This window comes from Amnibacterium sp. (assembly GCF_025463795.1).
Taxonomy (GTDB): domain Bacteria; phylum Actinomycetota; class Actinomycetes; order Actinomycetales; family Microbacteriaceae; genus Amnibacterium.
This window is the reverse complement of sequence record NZ_JAODBE010000021.1, coordinates 1-20,727: the sequence shown is the minus strand read 5'-3', so window position 1 is coordinate 20,727 and position 20,727 is coordinate 1. Positions and strand designations below refer to the sequence as shown.

The window sequence follows — 20,727 nt, the reverse complement described above, 5'->3', positions numbered from 1 at the left end:
ACTCCGGCGAACGCGGAGGTCCACCGATCTGCGGGGAAGGACCAGGTGACCGCAGCGGCATGGGCCAGGGCGATCACCTTCACGTTCGCCGGAGGAGACGGGGCCACGGCGGGCGCGGCCGTCGGCGGGTTCGCCGGCGAGGCGATGGACCACCCCACGGAGTTGACGCTCTTGACTGCGAATCGGTTCCCCTGCTCCCACGTCGGCAGGGTGTCGAAGTCGACGTCGAACTCGCGATCGTCGGGCGTCGTCGTGCCGATGACCGTGGCCCCGAACCACACCTCGTAACGGGTGAGGGGGTCGCCGTTGTCGTTCGCGGCCGGCCAGGTGAGGTGCAGTACGTGCCGGGTCCCGACCGCGACGGCATCGAGCTCGGACGGCGGATCCGGGTACCCGACGAGCACGGTGGCGCCCTGGAGAGCGGCGGGACGGAGATTGCCCGCGACGTCGGCGATGGCGCTGACGTGGAGGTCCCAGTTGCCGGTCGCACCAGCGGGGAACGGCACGGTCGCGCTCCAGGTCCCCGAGTGCGCGTCGCCGGCCTGCAAGGCGGCGTCCACATGGTCGCTCTGGACGAGGTCCTCGCCCTGCCACGCCGTGAACCAGAGTTCGAACGTGCCCGCGACGCCGCTGCCGGGATCGGCGACGTGCGTCGTGACCGTCACATCGCCCCCGGGGGCCGGGAGGGTCGTCGTGGACAGGGTCACGCCGTCGAGGAACGGGGCGCTCGTGTCCGGTGCGTCGTCAGCCATCGCCGAGCCTGCTGGGATCAGCCCGCCGAGGATGAGCAGGGCCGGGCGCCCACCACTCCCACCATCCACGCGTGCGGGCGTCGGCGTGACCGGAGTGTCCGCATCGTCCGAGGATGCCGTTCCGCGCATGCGTCGGTCGAGAGCGACACGGGCCCCAAGGCAGGTGCCCGCGGTTCCGGAGCCCGGAGGCGCAGGTCCTCTGCACCCGTCTCCAACTCCCTCGCAACCCGCCGCCGTCTTCCTCGTTCTGACCTCCGGGTTCGGTCAGGCGGGGCGGCGTTCGCGTCATCGATTCGTCGCCGTGGCTTCGGTCGTGTGATCCTTCCAACGTCCCGAGCGAAGGAGATCGACGGATGACGAACAGTCCCTCGAGCTGGAACGACCAGGTGATCGCCGAGTTCCGCGCCAACAACGGCACCGTCGCCCGATTCGGGCGCAACCTCGTGCTCATCCACCACATCGGCGCGAAGACCGGCGCGGAGCGGATCGCCCCGGCCCGGGCGATCCGGGACGACCACGACTCCTGGCTGGTCGCGGCGTCGAAGGGCGGCGCGCCCGACAACCCCGCCTGGTACTACAACCTGATCGCGAATCCGGACGTGCGCATCGAGACGCCGGACGACGGGATCGTCGCGGTGCACGCCGAGGTGCTGAGCGGCGCTGCGCGCGACGCGGGCTGGGAACGGTTCAAGGAGGCCGCCCCGGGATTCCGGGACTACGAGCAGAAGACGAGCCGGGTCATCCCGGTGGTCCTGCTCCGGCGCCGGACGGAGTAGGCGGCCCCCGGCTCCTCGCGTTCCTCGTTCGTCACCCGAGCCGGACACCGGCCGCGCCGAAGCGAGGTCGAGCCGATCTGCGTGCTCACGTCCGGCCGGGTCTTCGGTGAGGATGGGACGGTGCGTGCGCTCGCGTCGATCGCGACTCGCCAGGGCGTGTTCCAGGTGAGGCGTGCCATCGCGGAGGACGTCGCGCACATCCTCGAACTGCTGGGTGATGATCCGATCGGGAGCCTGCGCGAGACGGGCGCGGATGAGCGCACCGCCGCGGCGTTCGTCGCGATCGATGCCGATCCGAACCAGCTGCTGATCGTGGTGGTGGACGGCTGGGAGGACGTCGTCGCGACGATGCAGGTGACCTTCATCCCGAACCTTTCGAGGAACGGCACGCTGCGGGCCCAGCTCGAGGCCGTGCGCGTCAGCGCCGAGCTCCGGGATCTGGGGTTGGGCTCAGCGCTCCTGCGATGGGTGCTGGACGAATGTCGCCGACGCGGAGCCGGTCTCGTGCAGCTCACGACGGACAAGCGGCGCGACGGTGCCCGCCGCTTCTACGAGGCCCACGGCTTCGTGGCCTCTCACGAGGGGATGAAGCTCGAACTCGGATGACGCCGGATGCCGAGTCGCGCGGCCTGCATGCGCCCTGGCGGCTCGATCGGCGCGAGCGTACGCGGACTGCTGCTCAGGAGCCGCGCGGCGTCGGCGTCAGGTCGTAGGTGACCCACGGAGTCGCGGTGGCGACGGAGTCGTACAGGCGCCGGGCCGTGCGGTTGTCGGCGGCCGTGATCCAGCGGACGACCGAGAGTCCCTGGGTCCCGGCCCGGTGGTTGAGCTCGGCGATGAGCGCCCGGCCCGCACCCCTGCCGCGGGCGGCCGGAGCAGTGAACAGGTCGTCGAGGTAGAGCCCGGTCGTGCCGGCCGACGGCCGGTGGAAGCGGCGGATGTGGGCGATCCCCACGAGCGCGCCGTCCTGCACCGCGACGAGGCCGTCGACCTCGACCGCCGGGTCCCGGAGCCACGCCCACACCCGGGAGACCACCTCCTCGTCCGGGTCCATGCGGTAGAACTCGCGGTACCCGCGGAAGAGCTCCGCCCACCCGGCGAAGTCGTCCTCCTGGACGTCCCGGACGATGATCCCCTGGTCGGTCATGCCGCGATCGTAGGGTCGGCGGGTGGCCGGGCTCGCCTCCTCGCCGAGGCGCAGGATCGGTTCGCGCTGGTCGGCCGGCACCGGGCGTGAGCGGCATCGGCGTCAGCCCCCCCCGTTCTCGAGGCGCAGCGCTGGGGCACCCCGCAGCGGCTGCAGCGCCGGCGGGCGCGGTCACACACCGCTCGGCGGGACGGTTGCGCCCCGCCGAGCCGCGAGCGCTCAGCGCCGCTTCGCGTAGTCCGCGAAGCCCTGCCAATCCACGAAGACGCAGGGCTCGTCGCCGACTACCCACGCGTCGTGGCCCGGGGCCATGACGGCGAAGTCGCCGGGCCCGTAGTCCATCTGCTCGCCGTCCTCCATCTGGACGGTCATCCGCCCGCTGATGAAGTAGCCGAGGTGAGCCGCCCGGCAGCTGTCGGTGCCGGCGATCGGCCGGACGTGCGCCGACCAGCGCCAGCCGGGTTCGAAGGTGGCGCGGCCGACGGCGCCGGCGTCGAGGTTCACGACCTGGAGGTGGCCGGTGCCGCCCTCGAACGGTCGGTCCTCCTCAGGGGTGTCGAGGTTCTTTCTGATGAGTTGTGACATGGCGATACCGCCTCCGATGGGGTCGAATGGGATGGGATCCGCCCGCCGCCGCCGACGCGGGGCGAGCGGTCCGGGCCGTCAGGCCCGGGCGACGGGTGCGGTGGGCGTACGGCCCCATTCCGCCCACGAGCCGTCGTAGACGGCGACCTTCGTCCGGCCCAGCAGGTGGGTCAGGACGAACCATGCGGTGGCGGCCCTGCCGCCGACCGTGCAGTAGACGATGATCGGGGAGTCGCCCCCGAGGTCGAGGTCCGCGAAGACCTCGCGCAGCACTCCGGTGTCGCGGAACCGGCCCCGCTCGTCCTTGAGCCCGCCGATCGGGACGTGGCGCGCGGACGGTACGTGGCCGGCTCGCCCGTCAGGCTGGGATCCGCCCGAGGGCCAGAACGCGTCGCCCCGGAACTCGGCGTCGGTCCGAACGTCGACGATCATGACCGAGGGGTCGTCCAGGGCGAGGGTCACTCGGTCCCGACTCGCCCGCATCTGCTCGTCGGCCTCGCCGAGCACGTACACGCTCGGGGACGGGTGGGTGACGGCCTGCACCAGCCCGCCGTCTCCGACGAGCAGGTCGTGGCGGGGGGAGCCGTCGAGGATCCGCACGTCCCGGTGACCGAACCGGCGGAGCAACCAGAACCCGAACGCGGATGCGTGGCCGACGCACACCACCGTGGTGAGCGGGGTGATCCCCGACCGCCGGAGCAGCCGCTCGAAGCCCACGTCGTCCACCGTCGCGTAGTCGGCGTCCTTCAGGTCGGTGTAGACGTTCCAGAGCACCGCGCCCTCGAGATGTCCGGCGTCGTACGCCGCCGCGCTGACGTCGACCTCGACGACCTGCAGCCCCGGGTCTTCGAGATGCTCACGGAGCCAGCGGCTGTCGACCAGGACCGGGTCCGGTTCCGGGGCCGCCGGCGGGGCCGGTCGCGGATGGGTGATGGTCATCGTGCACCTCCTGGTGGTCGGACTACTCCATCTGGATCCAGCCGAGCAGGTCCTCGCGCTCGACCGTCTCCAGGAGGGCGGGATGGTCCGTGCGCATGTGCCCTCGGATCGTCGTGATGACGTCCTCGTCGCTGTCTCCGCGAGCCACGTAGCCGCACTCGCATCGAATCGTTCTGGCCATCTCGTCCTCCATTCGGTGTACTCGGACACCCTTGTCCCGTTCTGGCCTCCGGGTGGCCACAATGTTGCTGTGACCTTGGCGCCGGGAGGGCCGGAGCGGATCCAGCTGTGCGGTCCGCTCGTGATCGAGCGCGACGGCATGCGGGTGGAGTCCGGCCTCCGCGGACGTCAGGCGCGACTGATCTTCGGATACCTGACCCTCAACCGGCATCGCAGCTGCAGCCGCGACGAGCTGGCCCACGCGATCTGGGGCGACGCCGTCCCTGAGGCCGGAGGCGCGGACCTCAACGCGCTCGTCTCGAAGCTGCGCCGGACGCTCGGCCACGAGGCCATCGAGGGGAGGTCGAGCCTCCGGCTGATGCTCGGGCCCGACGCGTGGGTCGACGTGGAGGCCGCGGAGAAGGCCGCCCACAAGGCGGAGACCCGGATCGTGCTCCACGACTGGACGCACGCGTGGGGGCCTTCCCTGTCGGCCCTGTTCATCTCCGAGCGACTCCTGCTTCCGGGCGTCGAAGCCGACTGGATCGAGGAGCGGCGGGCCCGGCTGAACGAGATCCACCTGCGAGCCCTTGAGGCCTACGCGGCGGCAGCGCTGGGAATCGGCGGCACGGAGTTGAATGCGGCCGTCCGCTCGGCGCACCGGCTCGTCCGCCTGGCCCCGTTGCGGGAGAACGGTTACCAGATCTTGATGCACGCTCTCGCGGCGCAGGGCAACGTCGGGGAGGCGCTGCTCGTGCACGCGGATCTCTCGCGACTGCTGCGCGAGGAGCTCGGCGTGACACCGAGCCCGGCGACGCAGGCGGTGCACCGGGAGCTCCTGCGCGGCTGACTCGGTGCGCCCTGCTCCTCGCCCGCAAGGATCGTGTGCGCCGCGCCACCGGCGGAACCCGCGTCTGCACCGTGCCGGGCGCATGCGGCACGTCCGGCTCGCATCCGTCCGAGCGCCGCAGGGCGGGAGTCCGCACCGGCGTCGCCTGGGGACCGGGCGCGGTCGCCGGGCATCCTTGTCCGGTGGACGTCGACGCACCCCGGCCGGAGCATGCGGATCAGCACCCGAGGGAGCGGGACCGCCGCGCGGTCGTCCGGCAGGGGCTCTCGGTCGCGATCGCGACCGGGCTGTACGGCGTGAGCTTCGGCGCGCTCAGCGTCGCGAGCGGGCTCACGGTGCTGCAGACCTGCCTGCTGTCGCTGCTGCTCTTCAGCGGCGGCTCGCAGTTCGCGCTGATCGGCATCCTCGGCGGGGGAGGGACGGTGGGTGCGGCCGTCGCCGCGTCCTCCTTGCTCGCGCTGCGCAACGCCCTCTACGGGCTCCAGCTCGGGCCGACCATGCTGCCCCGCGGCTGGCGGCGGTTCGCGGTCGCGCAGCTCACGATCGACGAGTCCACCGCCGTCGCGGTCTCGCAGTCGGCGACGCCGCTGCGCCGGCTCGGATTCTGGGTCACCGGTCTCGGGGTCTACATCGGATGGAACCTGATGACGCTGATCGGCGCGTTCGCCGGCGACGCCCTCGGTGATCCCAGGCGCTACGGGCTGGACGCGGCCGCGTCCGCCGCGTTCCTCGCGCTGCTCTGGCCGCGGCTCCGCGCGCGCGAGCCCGTCGCGATCGCCGTCGTGGGCGCGGTCGCCACCACCCTCCTCATCCCCGTGCTCCCGCAGGGGCTGCCCGTGCTCGCCGCGGCCCTCCTCGGCGCGCTCGCCGCCTGGTTCTGGGCGAAGCGCTGGTCCGCCGCGGATGCGGAGGCCGCCGAGTGACCGCGTGGATCGCCGTTCTCGCCGCCTCCGCGATCGCGTTCGGCTTCAAGCTCTTCGGCTACACGGTTCCGCCGGTCTGGCTCGAGCAGCCGCGCATCCTCCGGGTCACCGAGATGCTCCCGGCCGCGCTGCTCGCCTCACTCGTGGTGCTGGAGGGGTTCTCGTCGGGTCAGCAGCTGGCACTCGACGCCCGCCTGGCCGGGCTCGTGGTCGCGGCGGGGGCGCTGCTGCTGCGCGCCCCGTTCATCGTCGTGGTGGCGCTCGCCGCCGTCACCGCCGCCGTGCTCAGGATGCTCGGATGGGGCTGATGGCATCGGCTCCGATCGGCCGGGCCGGCTGAACCCGGACTGCCGGTCCGCCAGACTGCGTCGTATGGAGCGTGCGGTGCTGCTGCAGCGGCTCGCGACGCACGTCGCGGTGCAGTGGCCGGGCCACCCGCTCCGGGTGGGGATCGACGGCCCGAGCGGCGTCGGCAAGACGACGTTCGCCGCCGAGCTCGCCGACGCGGTGCGCGCAGCGGGCCGCCCGGTGCAGCGCATCGACTCGGACGGCTTCCACCACGTGCGGGCGATCCGGTACCGGCAGGGTCGCGCCTCGGCGCGCGGATACTACGAGGACGCCTACGACTTCGACTCGCTCCGTGAACTCGTGCTCGTGCCGCTCGGTCCGGGTGGCTCGCGGCGGGTCGCCACGAAGGTGCACGACCTGGCGTCGGACGCCGTCGAGCATCGGTGGACGGTTGTCGCGCCCGACGCGGTCGTGATCTTCGACGCGACCTTCCTGCAGCGGGGCGGGCTCCGCGACGCGTGGGACGAGGTCGTGTACCTCGACGCGACCGAGCGGACCGCCCAGCAGCGGGGCGTCGAGCGGGACGCGGCCGCCCTCGGGGGAGCTGATGCCGCGCGGTCCGCCTACGCGTCGCGGTACACCGCGGCCTACCGCATCTACCTGACGGAGGAGCGGCCCGCCGAGAGGGCGAGCATCGTCATCGACCACACCGATCCGGCCGCGCCAGGATTCCTTCGAGGCCCGTCCGCGCCCGGGTGAGGCAGCGGTCGCCTCCGCGCACCCGCGCTGCCGCCATGTCGGCGGCGACAGGCCGGGACGGCGGGGGAGGGCCGACCCGACCTCCCGCCGAAGCGTTCCCGGTGGTCGCTCCGCCGGTCGCGTGCCCCGATCCCGGGGGCATGCGCGGCGTGTCGAGATGCGGACTCCTCTGACGGCTCCCCGCGCCGCCTACCGTCGAAGGCTCGAGGGCCGGGAGGAGCCGCATGACCCCGTGGGTCGGGATCGGCTCCGTGCTGATCGTGGTGGCTCTGCTCGGCCTCCCGATCGGCGTGCTCGGGCTGGTCCGGGGGCGGAGCCGCGCGCTTCGGCTGCGCGGGCGCCGCGCCGCTGGCGCGGTCCTGGGCGCGAGCGTCCTCACCCTGATCGTCGGCACGGCGACGGTCGCCGCGACGCAGCCGGCTGCGGCACCGCCGCCGGTCGCCCCGCCCGTCGCGGCGTCCGCATCCACGGCATCCGTGCCGGTGGCCGCACCGGACGCGGCGCCGGTGGCCGTGGCCTCTACGCGCCCCGTCGCGTCTCGCAGGCCCACCGCTGCGCCTACCGGCGTCCCGGGTTCGGCGCTGGCCGTGCTCGACTCCCTGCCCGTGAAGGGCCGCGCGCCGATGACCGGCTACGCCCGCGTGGCCGAATTCGGCACGGCGTGGCTCGACGTCGATCGCAACGGCTGCGACACCCGGAACGACATCCTCCGCCGTGACCTCGCCGACACGACCGGCAGCGGCTGCCGGGTCCTGAGGGGCGTGCTGGACGACCCCTACACCGGTCGGGTCGTCGACTTCGTGCGCGGGGAGGGCACCAGCACCGCCGTGCAGATCGACCACGTCGTCTCGCTCGGCGACGCCTGGCAGACCGGCGCGCAGCGGCTCTCCCAGGCGAAGCGGATCGATCTCGCGAACGACCCGATCAACCTGTTCGCGGTCGACGGGCCGACGAACGAGCGGAAGGGCGACGGTGACACCGCGACGTGGCTGCCGCCGAACAAGGCCTTCCGGTGCACCTACGTCGCGCACCAGGTCGGGGTGAAGAAGGCCTACGGCCTGTGGGTGGCGCCGGCCGAGAAGGCCGCGATGCAGCGGATCCTCACCACCTGCCCGACCGCGCGGGCGCCGGTCTCCTCGGTGTCGGACGTGGTGCTCCCCGTCGCCGCACCCCGCGTGCACAGGTCGACGGCCGCCGCGCCGTCGTCGGCACCGAAGCCGCCGGCCCGGGCGGATGCGGGCGTCGTGCATCCGGGCGCCTTCTGCTCGCCGCAGGGGGCGACGGGGCACACGGCGAAGGGCACGCCGATGACGTGCAGGACCTCGGCGACCGACACCCGGGACCGCTGGCGCTCGAGCCTCTAGTCCGGGCGACGCGCCGGAGCGCCCTTCCGATCGGGCGGGCCTCAGGAGGCCGCGACGAAGGCGTGCTGCTTCGCCTCGGCGGCGACCTGCCGCATCCCGAGGGCTTCCGCGTCCAGGGCGATCGAGGCGAACACGGCGCCGTCCGCGTCGTCGAGCCGAGCCTCGAGCAGACGGCACCGCACGACGCTCCCGGCGCCGTCGGTGCGCTCGGCGAGGCGCATCGCCTGCGTCAGCGGCGCCCGGGCCCGCTCCGGCTCGTCGAGCAGCACGTGGAGGCGCGCGATCGCGAGCGCGACCGGTCCGACCACGCCCGCACGGCCGGCGTTCGCGATGAACCCGGCGAACGGTTGGAGCCGGTCGAGCACGAGCCGCGCGTGCTTCGTGTCCCCGACGTCGGCGAGGATGTGGGCGAGCAGCGTGAGCTCGGCGTGGGTCGTCCACCGATCCTGCGTCGGCCGCGCGAGCTCGGTGTCGAGGATGCGGTCGGCCACGTCGAACCGGCCGGCCGACATGGCCTGCGCGGCGACGGCGAGCGGAGAGCCGGCCTGGTCGTCCACGGGGAGCGGCTCCCACTCGCGGATCCGCCCCTGCTCCCACCGGAGCGCCATCACCGCGAAGGCGTGCACGCGGGGGACGTACAGCTCCGTCTGGCGGTGCAGCTCGTACGCGCGGTCGATCAACCGCTCGGCGCGGTCGAACCGGCCGTGCCAGACCGCCATGGTCGCCTCCATCCAGCGCAGCTGCACCCGGCTGATCGGGAGGCGCAGGGCGTCGCTGCCCGCGACGCCGAGGCGGTAGTGCTCCTCGACGCCGGCGAGGTCGCCGACCGTGAACAGGGCCATCGTGAGCAGGATGTGGGCGAGCACGTGGTCGCCCCGGTGGAGCCGGTGCTGGAGCTGCAGCAGCCGGTCGAGCAGCCGGATGGACTCCTCCGCTCTCGACGCCAGTCCCGCGAAGGCGAGCGCGCGGCCGAGGAGGGCGTCGGCGAGCACCTCGTCGTCCTCCAGCCGCTCGGCGATGTCGAGCGCCCTGGCGCTCATCCGGTCGGGCGCATCCGTCCCGTCGTCGAACCGCCCGGCGGCGAGTGCCGACAGCACGCGGGCTTGAGCGGCGGCGTCGTGGGCGACGAGCGGTTCGACCGCCGCGAGACGAGCGGGCAATGGACCGGGGTCGGTACCGAAGGTCCACGGCCAGGCGCCGGCCGTGCGGAGCAGGGTGCCGGCGAGCCGCGCGACGGAGGTCGTCCTGCCACCGCGGACCGCGTCCGCGAGGGCGGTGTCCACGACGCTCATGACCTCGCTGCGGCGCCCGGCGCGGGCGAGCGACGCGACTCGGTTCACGAGCAGGTCGTCGCGCCGGGCGTCGGAGGGACGGTGGCCGGGAACCCGGTCGAAGGCCTCGATCGCGGCCAGCCACCACGCCGCGGCGGTCTCGGACTGCCATCGGTTGTCGGCGTCGCGCGCGGCGGCGCGGCACGCGTGGAGCACGTCCAGCGGGTCCGCGAGCGGGGCCGCGGCGAGGAGGTGCGACGCGCGGCGCCCGAGCAGGTCCGAACCGCCGACGGTGCCGGCGTCGAGGGCGGCGGCGATCCGGGCGTGGAGCAGCGCGCGCCGCTGCGCGGGAACACCGGCGAGCACCTCGCGGCGCAGGAGGTCGTGCGCGAAGGTGTACGACGCACCCGAGGCCGTGACCAGGTGCGCGTCGGCGGCCTCGCCGAGCCGGTCGGCGACGGCCGCCCGCTCGGTCTCGAGCACCGCGGCGATGAGGTCGACGTCCATCGGGTCGCCGGCGACGGCCGCCGCCCGCAGCACGTCGAGGACGGCGGTCGGGATCCCCGCCAGGCGGCGTCGGAGGACCGCGCTCACCGCGAGCGGGACCCGCCCTGCGGCGCGCTGCTCCTGGGGGAGCCGCGCGAACTCGGTGACGAAGAACGGGTTGCCGCCGGTGAGGCGCTCGATCCGGGTCGCCTCGCCGTCGGAGACGGCCTCGCCGGCGACGAGCGAGACCAGCTCGCCGACCTCCTGCGGAGCCATCGAGGTGAGGCCGAGGTGCACGGTGCCCGGGTGGCGTGCGACCGAGGCGAGCAGCCGCGCGACCTGCTCGTCCTCCTCCCCGTCCCGCAGCGTGAGGATCACGGTGAGCCGGCCGCTGTAGACGGATCCCGCGAGGTGCGTGAACCAGCGTGCGGATGCCGCGTCCATCCATTGCAGGTCGTCGATCAGGATGAGCACCGGGTGCGCGGCGGCGGCGTGGATGAGCTCGTCCAGCCGCTCGTAGACCGCGAACCGCGCGGTGTCCGCGTCGACGGCCCGACCCGTGCTGAGCACGACGTCGGGGTCGCCGCCCAGCTCCCGCACGAGCTGCCGCACGGGCCACCAGAGCGGACCGCCGCCGTCGTCCTCCGGGCAGTTCGCCCGCACCGTGGTGAAGCCCCGCGTGTGGGCTTCGGCGAGCGCCTCCTCGGCCAGCCTGGTCTTCCCGATGCCCGGCGGCCCGGTCAGCACCACCCACCGGACGAGGCCGTCGTTCGCCCCGGCGGCCAGGCGCCGCACCGTGGACCGCTCCTCCGCACGCCCGACGAAGGCCGGCCCTGCCGATGGCCGGCCCGGGGCCGCCGGGTTCGCAGCAGCGGGAGCAGCAGTCGCGTGGGCTCGCACGGGCGCCTGCGCGGAGATCTCCGGCCACCCGAGCAGGTCGGGAGCCCGTCGGAGGATCGCGATCCGGAGGTCGCGCACCTCGGGTGCGGGCTCGAGCCCGAACTCGTCGCGGAGCATCCGGGCGTGATCGCGGTAGACGTCGAGGGCGTCCGACGAACGGCCCGCGCGGTGCAGGGCGAGCATCTGGAGCCAGCAGCCGTGCTCGCGCAGCGGCTCGTCGTGCCGGAGGGCGGCGGCACGTTCCTCGGCCTCGTCCAGGCGGCCGAGGCCGAGGAGCCCGGTGATCTCCGCCTCACGGAGCTCGGCACGGCGCTCCCCGAGTCGCCGAGCCTCGGAGCGAGCGCCGTGGATGCCGTCGAGGTCGGCGAGCAGGGGGCCGCGCCAGAGCTCGAGGGCGGAGGCGGCCAGCCGGACCACCTCGTCCCAGTCGCGGCGCTCCACCGCGCTGCGAGCGAGCGCCGCCGAGTCGAGCAAGGTCGTCCGGTCCACGTCCTCCGAGGCGACGTCCAGACGGGCGCCGGCACCGGAGGCCCGCAGGGAGGCGTGGTCGCCGAGCAGCCCTCGCAACCCGTCGAGGATCGTGAGGACGCGGTTGCAGGCGTCGGACGGGAGCTCCGATCCCCAGAGCGCCCCAGCGAGCAGGTCCAGCGGGACCGTTCCGCCGGCCTCGAGCAGCAGGGCGCCCAGGACGAGACGCTGCTCCCTCGAGCCGAGGTCCAGCGGGCCCTGCTCGTTCCACACCTCGAGCGGGCCGAGGATCCGGAACCGCATGGTCGCCTCCAGCACGCTCTGGCCTGCGGTCCGCACCCTACCTGCACACCGGAGGGCAGGACCAGGTGCTTGCCCTGACGCCTCCGGACGCATGGACGAGGCAGTCGGCGCGGTGCGACACTCGCACCCGTGACCACCGTGACCACCGCGCCGGGTGCGGCCGGCGACGGCGGAGCGGCCGCCGATCCCTCCGATGCGGAGCTGGAGCTGGCGTTCTCCGTGCAGCGCAACCCCGGCGCCTACGCCCTCCTCATCGGAGCCGGCGTCTCGAAGGAGGCCGGCCTCCCCTCGGCGTGGGACGTGCAGATGGAGCTCGTGCGTGAGGTGGCGAGCGTCAGCGGCGAGCATCCCGAGGATCCGGCGGCGTGGTGGACCGGCCGATTCGGGTCCGAGCCCCGCTACGACGACCTGCTCGAGCGGTTGGGAGCGACCCCGTCGGAGCGGCAGGGCGTGCTCCGCCGCTTCTTCGAGCCGGACCCGAGCGACGGAGGGTCGAGCCGGCTCGGCCCCGGGGTGGCACACCGAGCGGTGGCGCGGCTCGTCGCGAGCGGCCGCATCCGCGTGGTCGTCACCCTGAACTTCGACCACCTGCTCGAGACGGCCCTGCGGGACGAGGGCCTCACGCCGACCGTCGTCAGCACCCCGGCGGAGTTCGCGGCGCTCGCGCCCCTGCACGCCCAGCGTGCGCTCGTGGTGCACCTGCACGGCGACTACGTCAACCCGGCCTCCATGTTGAACACGGCCGATGAGCTGGGTGCCTACGACCCGCGCGCGCAGGCCCTCATGGCGCAGGTCGCGGCCGAGTACGGGCTGATCCTCGTGGGCTGGTCGGCGACCTGGGACGCGGCCCTCCGGGATCTCGTCGCCACGAACCCGAACCGCCACTACACGACCTGGTGGGTCGACGTGGCGCCGCTGTCGGCGCCCGCGGAGCGCCTGCGGACGATCCGCGGCGCCCTCGTCGTCCGGGACGGTGCGGCGTCGGCGCTCGGCCGCCTCGCGGACGCGGCGGACGCGATCGACACCACACGTGCGAGGCATCCACGCAGCGCGCAGGTCGCCGTGGCCTCGGCGAAGCGCGCGCTCCAGGGCAGGACGCGGGCGATCGCCCTCCACGACGAGCTGCGCCAGGAGTTCGCCCTGCTCGCCCGGCATCCGGTCGTTCTCGAGGAGGCCTTCGAACCGCTCGACGTCCGGGAGGAGTTCGGCCGTCGTCTCGCCGCCTACGAGGAGGCGACGGGTGTGCTGACCGCGCTCATCGCGACGACCGCGTACTGGGGGTCCGAGGAGACCGACCTGTGGTGGTCGGGGGAGCTGCCGCGGCTGGCCGAGCAGGAGGTCCGCCCGGGGATGGCGGCGCTGCTGGCGCTCCGCGCGTATCCGGCGACCGCGATCCTCTACGCCGCCGGCGTCGGGACGGTCGCGAACGGGCGGTTCGGCGTCACGGCCGACCTGCTGTCCGGACTGACCGTGATCGACCAGCAGGGCCGGTACCTCGGTGCCGCCGAGGTGCTCGCCCCCGACCGCACGATGCTGATCCCCGGTGCCTCCCGGCGGCTCTTCCGGACCCTGCGCCGATCCTTCGTGGAGTACCTCGGCCTCGGCGACCGCGCGTACGACGAGGCGTGGGAGACGTTCGAGTACCTGTCGGCGCTGGAGCGGATGTTCGCGAAGACCGACGACCGCGTGATCGACGACCTCCGGGCCGGCGCCGAAGCCGCATGGAACGAGTACGAGTGGTCACCGGCCGCGCTGACGCCGGGGCTCCGGCCCGCGGAGGCGCAGCTGCGGGCGCACATCGAGGCGGTGGCCCCGCCCGACCTCGCCCTGCCGCACCTCCGCGGCGGAGGCTGGGGCGACCTCTACTACCCGAGGGTGTCGGGCCGGCTCCGGCGGGAGCTCATCGTGCGGGAGGAGCGGCATCCCTTCGTGACGGCCGGCTTCTGCGACGGCGACCTCGGCGCCCTGCGCGTGATGGTCTCGCTCGTCGATCAGGTCATCGCCCGAGCCGCGAAGGACCGCGCAGACGGGGCGGTGTTCCGGGACGGCCTGCACGCCCGCACCACCTGGCTCGACGAGCTCACCCCGCGCTGACCCGCGTCCGACCAGGCACGCGGCCGGGTCGTGAAGAGGCGTGCGCCGCCCGCGCGTCCGTGTCTCTAACCTCGGGAGGGATTGGTCAGCACGCGCGCGAGCACGTCGAAGAACCCGTTCCAGCCGGCTCTGGTCCGGTCGATCTGCTCGGGCTGCAGGCTGGCGCCCGACTGAGTCATGGTCATCTCGGTACGGCCGTCCCGGTCGACGAGGACGACGGTGATCGGCTCCCGGGCGGGCCGACTCGGGTCGTCCGTCATGGTCAGCGCCAGTCGGGACGGCGCATCGACCTCGGTGTACTCGCCCGCCCAGTGGATGACGGCGCCGTCCGGCAGGTGCATCTCGGCCGCCCAGGCGCCGCCGACCCGCACGTCCATCGACACGGAGTCGACCGGAACGTCCGCGGCGTCGCTCCCGAACCACACGGCGAACTGCTCGGGCGTGGTCCAGGCGGCCCAGACGAGCTCGCGCGGCGCGTCGAAGGTGCGGGTGATGAGAATCGCGTCAGTCATGGTGGGGCTCCTCGGATGGGGTCGGGGTCGTGCTGCGGATGGTGGCGAGGTGCTCGGCGAGCGCGTCGAAGCTGTCCACCCAGAACCGGGCGTAGTCGCCGAGCCAGGCGTGGGCCGCTGCGAGCGGGCGGGCGTCGAGCGAGGCGGGGCGGTACTGGGCGTCGCGGCCGCGCTGGACGAGACCGGCGCGCTCGAGCACCCGGAGGTGCTTCGAGACCGCCGCCAGCGTCATGTCGAAGGGTTCGGCCAGCTGGCCGACCGTCGCGCCGCCCGTGGAGAGCCGCTCGAGGATGGCGCGGCGGGTGGGATCGGCGAGCGCGGCGAACACGGCGCTCAACTCGTCCGCCATCTCACCCGCCGCCCTCAACCGTTCGGTAGAATACCTACCGGTTGAATACTCTTCTTCGGGGACGATGTCAAGAGGGTCCTGGTGCCGTCCGCCGTGCTCCAGGGGGAGCCGCTCGAGCATCGTCTGCTGCCCTGAGTTCTGGTCTCATCAGGTATTCCGGTCCCGCTGAGCCGCTAGCGTGAAGCCGTGTTCGTGCTCGCTGTCATCCTCGCCGTCCTCGCGCTCATCGCGCTCGTCGCCGCCCTGGTCCTGCGTCGCCGGAACGCGGACTCGACGACCGGCCGGCGTACCGTCCGCATCGCCGGCGCCGTCGGCGGCGGTCTGCTCGCGCTCGGTGTGCTCGTCGCCCTCCTGTCGAGCTTCTACGCGCAGGACACCGGTGACGCCAGCGTCATCGTGTCGTGGACCGGCGACATCCTGGGTCAGGAGATCACGCCCGGCCTGCACCTCAAGGCGCCGTGGAGCACGGTCGAGACCTTCAACGTGCGCAACCAGCAGGTGGTGTTCGCCGGCAAGCAGGCGACGACCGACTACACGGGGGGCTCGGCGCTCGGGCCGGGCATCACTGTGCAGGACGCGGACGGCGTCGCGAGCGACATCGACATCGCCGTCCGCTACTCGATCCGCCCGGATCAGGTGACCACGATCTACCGGCAGTTCCGGGACGAGACGAACTTCGTGTCGCAGTTCGTGACCCAGGACATCCGCTCGACCGTGCGGGACGCCCCGAACGGCTTCACGACGCTGGATCTGATCACGAAGCGCGCGGACCTGAACGCCGCGATCCAGAAGGCGCTGGAGCAGCGCTGGCGGGGCACGGGCGTGACCGTCGATTCGGTGAGCCTCCAGCAGATCACCCCGCCCGCGAGCGTCACGGCGTCCTACGCGGCAGCCCAGAACGCCCAGATCAAGGTGTCGACGGAGAAGAACCTGCTGCAGGCCGCACAGGTGTCGGCGCAGCAGCAGGTCGTGCAGGCGCAGGCGAAGGCGAAGGCGAACGACACCCTGGCGAAATCGCTGACCTCGAACGTCCTGAAGCAGAACTACATCGACACGCTCTCGAAGCTCGCGGCTTCCGGCAACGTCGTCGTGGTGCCCCAGGGCTTCGGCGGCATCGTCAACGTCAAGTAGGCGACGCCTCCCGCGGCTAGGGTGACCGGCGGGGCGGTAGCTCAGCCGGTTAGAGCAGCGGACTCATAATCCGTCGGTCACGGGTTCAAGTCCCGTCCGCCCTACGAGGTCGACGCCGAGGTGGATCGGGTCGCCGAAGGCAGCGCGGACGCCGGCACGGGCACGGTACTGCGCCGTGCCAAGCGGTCCTGCTGACGCACTTCGTGGTGCTCATGGTGTGGTCCTTTCCGACCGTTGGTGAACCGTGCGGTGGAGTGCCGCGTCGGGGACCTGAGTAGGGTGCGGAACGTGCCCAGCCAGCGAGACCCAGCCCGGTACGGGATGCAGGTCGTGGTGGCTGCCCTGCTGGTTCTCGCCGGTGTGCTCGACACGTTTGCCGGCTTCCAGGGCCGTGCGCTCATCGGCTGGCTCGGCCTCGCGCTGACGATCGTCGCGGTGGTGTACCTCGTCGTCTCCATCCGCCGGTACCGCCGCGAGCGGTCGCGCGTCGGCTGAGCCGACCGCGCTGTGGAGGACCGCGTCGGCGCTGGGGTGGAGCTTGTGCGTCGGCTCGGGGCCGGGGTCGGCGGCGGGGCGCACGGAGAGGACGCACCCGAACGCGGCGCCGTCGCGGTGACGAGGAGCGCCGTGCCGGTGGCGGGGCCCGCGAAGACGTCGCCCGGCTGGACCTCGGCGGAGCGGACCTCCCGCGTCGGGAAGCTCGGGTGCCGGGAGAGGGGCGTTCCTCGGCCGATCGCGGCGTCGATCTGCCCGAGGAGGTGCGTCATGCGACCACCACTGCGGAGTGCAGGATGAGGGCCGTGCCAGCTCCCGCCGCAGTACTCATCGGCAGTGTCGTCGCCGTGATGGGACTCCTGTTCATGTGGTTCCGGGTGCCGCTCGCGACGTTCTTCCGCGAGACCCGGGAGCGATACGGCCGGGCGAACGCCGCCTCGCAGACGCCGGGCCTGGTGTTCGTGGTGGGCGCGGGGTTCTTCCTCGTCGGCTCGTTCATCGCCGTCGGCACGCTCGCGGGATGGGTGCATCCGAAGTAGGCCCGCCTGCCGGCACCTGGAGGATCATTGGTTCGCGCGCCTGAGCGTGGGTGATGGAGGCTCACGGTCTTGCTGACCGTGTTCCTTCCCGATGGCGGGTGCGAAGTCAACGGCGACCGGGGAGCCCCCATGCAGACGCAGCTCATCATCGGTAATCGGGCGCGTGACGCCCGTGGGGGCAGGACGTTCGAGCGACGTCATCCGCTCACGGGTGATCTGGTCACGACGGGTGCGGCGGCGAACGTCGACGATGCCATCGACGCGGTGGAGTCGGCGGCGGAAGCGTTTCCCAGCTGGTCCGCAACGGGCCCGAGCGAGCGTCGGCGGATCATGCTCGCGGCGGCGGACATCATGGAGCGGCGGGCACCGGAGTTCGTCGAGGCGATGATGTCCGAGGTCGGCGCCGCCGAGGCTTGGGCTGCTGTCCATGCGTTCGGAGCCGCGAATCTGTTCCGGGAAGCCGCAGGCCTCACGACGCAGGTCCAGGGTGAGACCTTGCCGACCGACAAGCCGGGCACTCTGTCGATGACGGTCCGTCAGCCGGCCGGCGTCGTGCTGAGCATGGCGCCCTGGAACGGTGCAGGAGTTCTCGCCGCCCGCGCGATCGCCTACCCCATCGTCTGCGGGAACACGGTGGTGTTCCGCGCATCAGAGACGAGTCCCCGCACCCACGCGATCGTCGCCGAGGCGCTGCACGAGGCGCGCCTGCCCGCTGGTGTGCTGAACTTCCTCACGAGCGCGACGGACGACTCCGAGCAGGTCGTCGGGGCGATCATCGCCCATCCCGCCGTGCGTCGTGTGAACTTCACCGGGTCCACGGCGGTGGGGCGGATCATCGCGGAGAAGGCGGCCCGGCACCTCAAGCCGGTGCTGCTCGAGCTCGGCGGTAAATCGCCGTTCGTCGTGCTCGATGACGCGGACATCGATGACGCGGTGAGGGCCGCCGTCGTCGGCGCATTCCTCTACCAGGGCCAGATCTGCATGTCGACGGAGCGGTTCGTGGTCGATGAGCAGGTCGGAGACGCGTTCGTGGCGGAGTTCGCCTCCCGTGCCCAGAAGGTCCCCGCCGGCGACCCGCTCACCGACCCGGCCTGCGTGGTCGGCCCCCTGATCCGGGCGGAGTCCGGTCCACGGATCAACCGCCTCATCGACGACGCGCTGTCCAAGGGTGCCGTGCTCGCCGTCGGTGGCCACGCCCATGGCGCAGCGATGCCCCCGACGATCCTCGACAAGGTGCGGCCCGGCATGGACATCTACGACCAGGAGACATTCGGTCCCATCACCACGATCGTCAGGGTCACCGGGGTGGACGAGGCCGTCCGGGTGGCCAACGACACCGAGTACGGGCTCGCCGCCGCCGTGTTCGGCAGAGACAGCACGAGAGCACTCCAGGTCGCGATGCGCATCCAAGCCGGGCAGGTCCACGTCAACGGATCCACCGTCCAGAACGAGGCGCAGGCGCCTTTCGGCGGGATGAAGGCGAGTGGTTACGGCCGGTTCGACGGTCGCGCGGTCATCAACGAGTTCACCGACCTGAAGTGGGTGACCCTGGAACCTTCAGACCAGCCATACCCGTTCTGACGTGTGACGCGCCGTTCCCGTGACTCGCGCGGCGCCGCCCCGAATCGGAGACCACTGCAACAAGTCGTTCCGCTCGGCTGCAACTCCTCCGTGCTGACCGGATGTGCCCGATCGCGTGGGTCCCTGTCATGCTGCGCTCGTGAGACGTCGGGAGTGGTACGGCTGGACGGCGACGCTCATCGTCGGGATCGCGGTCTTCGCGCTGTCCATCACGGTCGCCGCTCACGAGCCCTGGGCGCACTACGCCGAGCCAGTCGGTGCGGTCGCGACCGGCCAGGGGCTTGTTCAGCTGATCCGCGGCTGGTGGCGTGAGCGTCATGACCACACCTCGTCCCCGGCGGACGAGGGCAGGTAGCCGATGAGTCGGATGCACCCGATCGCGTGCGTCCCTGTCATGCTGCGCGCGTGAAGCTCCGGCGGCTGGACGACAGGCGATGGGTGCTCATCGGCTGGCGACCGGCCGTGCTGGCCCTTCGCGCGGTCGTGATCGTCGCGTGCGTCGGGCTCTACACGGCCGGCTTCCTGACCGTGCTGAAGATCGCCTGGCTCGGACTCGTGCTGCTGGGACTCGCGGCGCTGATCACCGTTCCCGCCAACGCCCTGCTCCGCGCTCAGATCCAGACACTGCCTCCGGCCGACGCGGACGGGTAGCCCTGCAGGCCGAGGCCCGGACCCGGACCCGGGCCCGGCGAAGCGCTGCTTCTACCGATTGCGTCGGTGGATGTCGCCCGTCAGCACGGAAGCGAATGCGACCCACAGCAGGTAGGGCGCCAGGAGCAGCGCAGCGGTGCGGTCGACACGAGCGGTCCGTCGAGCCAGGTCGACGTTCGATGCTTGCAGAGCGAGGATCTCGACCGTCGCGTAGCCGGCTCGGTGGCCGCGGAAGAACACCCAGGTCCATCCCACGTTCAGCAGGAGGTTGAGCGCGAACGCGAGCGAGAACCGCCTCCGCTTCTGGTGCTCGATTCGGGTGAGCGTGCGCCCTGTGGAGATCGTGATCAACGCGTAGAGCACAGTCCACGCGATCCCGAAGGCAGCACCCGGGGGTTGAAACGGGGGCTTCTTCAACCTGGTGTACCAACTCGAGCTCACGTCGGTGCCGAGCACGCCGAGGACCGCCGTGGTGAGCACCGCTCCGCCGGCGGCGACGTAGCTCGATCGGCTCATGGGCCGATCGTAGGCGGGCGCTGTTCACGAGGTCGAGGCGCCCGCCGAGGTCCGCGGGCGCCTCGATCAGGTGGCGTCAGCGAGTGATCTGCACGGCTCGCGGAGCCGCCCAGCACTGACTCGTCCGGGCCTGCTTCACTCGCGTCGAGTTCGCGGGCAGATCGTGCCAGCGGGTGAAGGTCTGCGACCGGTCGAGCATGACCACGTCGGTCGGGGAGCTGCCGGCCACCGTCTGCACGAGTGTCCAGACGATGTCGTAGCGCCCGTCGCTCCGCCGGACCGCTCGCGCGGCCTGGATGAGGATTCCCCCGTTGAGGTCGTTGCAGGCCACGCCCGTGTTCGGGCCGCCCGACCCGGTGAGCCCGAGCAGGAACGGTTGCCCGTCCCGGTTCAGCTTCCGGACGATCCGGCAGTCCCGGAACTCCTGCAGGGTCGCGTTCACGCCGTCATCGATCACGATCGCCCTGCCTCGACCGTCCGTCGCGACCTCCCAGGCCCGATGCTTCCCGGGACCGGCGAGCACGTCGCTGATCGTGTACACCCCGCCGGCAGCGGTCCTGATGCCGTATCGGTAGGGACGCTCGGAGGTGAGGAACTCGGTGTCCGCCCGGCCGTCACCGTCACCGTCGACGTCTCCGATCCGCTGCGTCGCCGAGCGGGCTGCGATCGTCGTGTGCCCGTTCGAGCACCCCGCCGGCTTCACAGCGGCGGCCGCCATCGCGGGAACGGTCGCTCCGACACCGCCGACGAGCAGCAGGAGCCCGGCAACAGCAGCGGCGAGCCGCAGATTCGATCTCATCGATGGTCCTCTCAGACATGAGCCGCCGAACGGCACGCTTCACCTTGCGATGTCCGAACGGCGCCCACCTGTCACAGCTCCCGCAAGGAC

General features: G+C 72.4%; 24 protein-coding genes and 1 tRNA gene. 15 read left to right on the top strand and 10 right to left on the bottom strand.

Annotated elements, in window-relative coordinates:
* The coding region (locus tag JWQ92_RS01675; RefSeq protein ID WP_297342716.1) for a hypothetical protein at positions 1-752 on the bottom strand (752 nt) is incomplete at its 3' end.
* 353 nt (positions 753-1,105) lie between these two features.
* Between JWQ92_RS01675 and JWQ92_RS01670 the strand changes: the two genes are divergently transcribed.
* Entirely contained in the window at positions 1,106-1,528 is a 423-nt protein-coding gene (locus JWQ92_RS01670) for a nitroreductase/quinone reductase family protein (RefSeq protein ID WP_297342715.1), read from the top strand.
* Between the two features lie 120 nt (positions 1,529-1,648).
* Positions 1,649-2,134, top strand: coding sequence for a GNAT family N-acetyltransferase (locus tag JWQ92_RS01665; RefSeq protein WP_297342714.1), 486 nt, complete (start codon positions 1,649-1,651; stop codon positions 2,132-2,134).
* A 73-nt stretch (positions 2,135-2,207) separates the two neighbouring features.
* Here JWQ92_RS01665 and JWQ92_RS01660 read toward each other — a convergent pair whose 3' ends face one another.
* From JWQ92_RS01660 to JWQ92_RS01645, 4 genes are all read right to left on the bottom strand, one after another.
* Complete coding sequence (locus JWQ92_RS01660) at positions 2,208-2,675, bottom strand: GNAT family N-acetyltransferase (protein ID WP_297342713.1); 468 nt, start codon at positions 2,673-2,675, stop codon at positions 2,208-2,210.
* Positions 2,676-2,894: 219 nt separating this feature from the next.
* Positions 2,895-3,260 (bottom strand): cupin domain-containing protein, encoded by a 366-nt coding sequence (locus JWQ92_RS01655; RefSeq protein WP_297342712.1) that lies wholly within the window; start codon positions 3,258-3,260, stop codon positions 2,895-2,897.
* Positions 3,261-3,338: 78 nt separating this feature from the next.
* The gene (locus tag JWQ92_RS01650; protein WP_297342711.1) at positions 3,339-4,199 is read right to left on the bottom strand and encodes a sulfurtransferase; all 861 of its coding nucleotides are present in this window, start codon (positions 4,197-4,199) and stop codon (positions 3,339-3,341) included.
* Between the two features lie 22 nt (positions 4,200-4,221).
* On the bottom strand, positions 4,222-4,380 hold the full coding sequence (locus JWQ92_RS01645; protein ID WP_297342710.1) for a DUF1059 domain-containing protein: 159 nt from the start codon (positions 4,378-4,380) through the stop codon (positions 4,222-4,224).
* A 69-nt stretch (positions 4,381-4,449) separates the two neighbouring features.
* Here JWQ92_RS01645 and JWQ92_RS01640 point away from each other — a divergent pair, with 69 nt between their 5' ends.
* The 5 genes from JWQ92_RS01640 to JWQ92_RS01620 all read left to right on the top strand — a co-directional run bounded on the left by JWQ92_RS01640 (position 4,450) and on the right by JWQ92_RS01620 (position 8,542).
* A complete protein-coding gene (locus JWQ92_RS01640) occupies positions 4,450-5,208 on the top strand; it encodes a BTAD domain-containing putative transcriptional regulator (protein ID WP_297342709.1) in 759 nt (252 codons plus the stop codon).
* Positions 5,209-5,390: 182 nt separating this feature from the next.
* A complete protein-coding gene (locus JWQ92_RS01635) occupies positions 5,391-6,131 on the top strand; it encodes an AzlC family ABC transporter permease (protein ID WP_297342708.1) in 741 nt (246 codons plus the stop codon).
* The gene (locus tag JWQ92_RS01630) at positions 6,128-6,439 is read left to right on the top strand and encodes an AzlD domain-containing protein (protein ID WP_297342707.1); all 312 of its coding nucleotides are present in this window, start codon (positions 6,128-6,130) and stop codon (positions 6,437-6,439) included. The genes JWQ92_RS01635 and JWQ92_RS01630 overlap by 4 nt, the downstream gene beginning before the upstream one ends.
* A gap of 64 nt (positions 6,440-6,503) precedes the next feature.
* A complete protein-coding gene (locus tag JWQ92_RS01625) occupies positions 6,504-7,178 on the top strand; it encodes an AAA family ATPase (RefSeq protein WP_297342706.1) in 675 nt (224 codons plus the stop codon).
* 224 nt (positions 7,179-7,402) lie between these two features.
* Positions 7,403-8,542: an HNH endonuclease family protein gene (locus tag JWQ92_RS01620; protein ID WP_297342705.1), complete on the top strand. Its 1,140-nt coding sequence runs from the start codon at positions 7,403-7,405 to the stop codon at positions 8,540-8,542.
* Between the two features lie 41 nt (positions 8,543-8,583).
* Here the strand turns inward: JWQ92_RS01620 and JWQ92_RS01615 are convergent, their stop codons facing one another.
* The gene (locus tag JWQ92_RS01615) at positions 8,584-11,970 is read right to left on the bottom strand and encodes a BTAD domain-containing putative transcriptional regulator (protein WP_297342704.1); all 3,387 of its coding nucleotides are present in this window, start codon (positions 11,968-11,970) and stop codon (positions 8,584-8,586) included.
* A gap of 129 nt (positions 11,971-12,099) precedes the next feature.
* Between JWQ92_RS01615 and JWQ92_RS01610 the strand changes: the two genes are divergently transcribed.
* Positions 12,100-14,064, top strand: a complete 1,965-nt coding sequence (locus tag JWQ92_RS01610; protein ID WP_297342703.1) for an SIR2 family protein — start codon at positions 12,100-12,102, stop codon at positions 14,062-14,064.
* Positions 14,065-14,129: 65 nt separating this feature from the next.
* Here the strand turns inward: JWQ92_RS01610 and JWQ92_RS01605 are convergent, their stop codons facing one another.
* Positions 14,130-14,576, bottom strand: coding sequence for an SRPBCC domain-containing protein (locus JWQ92_RS01605; RefSeq protein ID WP_297342702.1), 447 nt, complete (start codon positions 14,574-14,576; stop codon positions 14,130-14,132).
* Positions 14,569-14,925 carry a helix-turn-helix transcriptional regulator gene (locus JWQ92_RS01600; RefSeq protein ID WP_297342701.1) on the bottom strand — a complete coding sequence of 119 codons (357 nt, stop codon included), beginning with the start codon at positions 14,923-14,925 and terminating at the stop codon, positions 14,569-14,571. Before JWQ92_RS01600 ends, JWQ92_RS01605 begins: the two co-directional genes overlap by 8 nt.
* Positions 14,926-15,111: 186 nt before the next feature.
* On the opposite strand from JWQ92_RS01600, the gene JWQ92_RS01595 reads away from it, so the two are divergent.
* The 7 genes from JWQ92_RS01595 to JWQ92_RS01565 all read left to right on the top strand — a co-directional run bounded on the left by JWQ92_RS01595 (position 15,112) and on the right by JWQ92_RS01565 (position 19,322).
* A complete protein-coding gene (locus tag JWQ92_RS01595; protein ID WP_297342700.1) occupies positions 15,112-16,056 on the top strand; it encodes an SPFH domain-containing protein in 945 nt (314 codons plus the stop codon).
* Positions 16,057-16,086: 30 nt separating this feature from the next.
* A tRNA-Ile gene (locus tag JWQ92_RS01590) sits at positions 16,087-16,160 on the top strand.
* Positions 16,161-16,344: 184 nt separating this feature from the next.
* A complete protein-coding gene (locus JWQ92_RS01585) occupies positions 16,345-16,551 on the top strand; it encodes a hypothetical protein (RefSeq protein WP_297342699.1) in 207 nt (68 codons plus the stop codon).
* A 305-nt stretch (positions 16,552-16,856) separates the two neighbouring features.
* Positions 16,857-17,090 carry a hypothetical protein gene (locus JWQ92_RS01580; RefSeq protein ID WP_297342698.1) on the top strand — a complete coding sequence of 78 codons (234 nt, stop codon included), beginning with the start codon at positions 16,857-16,859 and terminating at the stop codon, positions 17,088-17,090.
* A gap of 129 nt (positions 17,091-17,219) precedes the next feature.
* A complete protein-coding gene (locus JWQ92_RS01575) occupies positions 17,220-18,671 on the top strand; it encodes an aldehyde dehydrogenase (RefSeq protein ID WP_297342697.1) in 1,452 nt (483 codons plus the stop codon).
* 139 nt (positions 18,672-18,810) lie between these two features.
* On the top strand, positions 18,811-19,026 hold the full coding sequence (locus JWQ92_RS01570; protein ID WP_297342696.1) for a hypothetical protein: 216 nt from the start codon (positions 18,811-18,813) through the stop codon (positions 19,024-19,026).
* Between the two features lie 50 nt (positions 19,027-19,076).
* Positions 19,077-19,322 carry a hypothetical protein gene (locus tag JWQ92_RS01565; RefSeq protein ID WP_297342695.1) on the top strand — a complete coding sequence of 82 codons (246 nt, stop codon included), beginning with the start codon at positions 19,077-19,079 and terminating at the stop codon, positions 19,320-19,322.
* A gap of 51 nt (positions 19,323-19,373) precedes the next feature.
* Here the strand turns inward: JWQ92_RS01565 and JWQ92_RS01560 are convergent, their stop codons facing one another.
* A complete protein-coding gene (locus tag JWQ92_RS01560) occupies positions 19,374-19,838 on the bottom strand; it encodes a TspO/MBR family protein (RefSeq protein ID WP_297342694.1) in 465 nt (154 codons plus the stop codon).
* A gap of 76 nt (positions 19,839-19,914) precedes the next feature.
* Entirely contained in the window at positions 19,915-20,637 is a 723-nt protein-coding gene (locus JWQ92_RS01555; RefSeq protein WP_297342693.1) for a hypothetical protein, read from the bottom strand.
* Between the last annotated feature and the right edge of the window lie 90 nt (positions 20,638-20,727).

Bases quoted from the DNA above. Each gene is read 5' to 3' on its own strand.
- JWQ92_RS01670 (WP_297342715.1), top strand. From the start codon at position 1,106: ATGACGAACAGTCCCTCGAGCTGGAACGACCAGGTGATCGCCGAGTTC.
- JWQ92_RS01660 (WP_297342713.1), bottom strand. From the start codon at position 2,675: ATGACCGACCAGGGGATCATCGTCCGGGACGTCCAGGAGGACGACTTC.
- JWQ92_RS01655 (WP_297342712.1), bottom strand. From the start codon at position 3,260: ATGTCACAACTCATCAGAAAGAACCTCGACACCCCTGAGGAGGACCGA.
- JWQ92_RS01650 (WP_297342711.1), bottom strand. From the start codon at position 4,199: ATGACCATCACCCATCCGCGACCGGCCCCGCCGGCGGCCCCGGAACCG.
- JWQ92_RS01645 (WP_297342710.1), bottom strand. From the start codon at position 4,380: ATGGCCAGAACGATTCGATGCGAGTGCGGCTACGTGGCTCGCGGAGAC.
- JWQ92_RS01625 (WP_297342706.1), top strand. From the start codon at position 6,504: ATGGAGCGTGCGGTGCTGCTGCAGCGGCTCGCGACGCACGTCGCGGTG.
- JWQ92_RS01620 (WP_297342705.1), top strand. From the start codon at position 7,403: ATGACCCCGTGGGTCGGGATCGGCTCCGTGCTGATCGTGGTGGCTCTG.
- JWQ92_RS01615 (WP_297342704.1), bottom strand. From the start codon at position 11,970: ATGCGGTTCCGGATCCTCGGCCCGCTCGAGGTGTGGAACGAGCAGGGC.
- JWQ92_RS01605 (WP_297342702.1), bottom strand. From the start codon at position 14,576: ATGACTGACGCGATTCTCATCACCCGCACCTTCGACGCGCCGCGCGAG.
- JWQ92_RS01600 (WP_297342701.1), bottom strand. From the start codon at position 14,925: ATGGCGGACGAGTTGAGCGCCGTGTTCGCCGCGCTCGCCGATCCCACC.
- JWQ92_RS01575 (WP_297342697.1), top strand. From the start codon at position 17,220: ATGCAGACGCAGCTCATCATCGGTAATCGGGCGCGTGACGCCCGTGGG.
- JWQ92_RS01560 (WP_297342694.1), bottom strand. From the start codon at position 19,838: ATGAGCCGATCGAGCTACGTCGCCGCCGGCGGAGCGGTGCTCACCACG.
- JWQ92_RS01555 (WP_297342693.1), bottom strand. From the start codon at position 20,637: ATGAGATCGAATCTGCGGCTCGCCGCTGCTGTTGCCGGGCTCCTGCTG.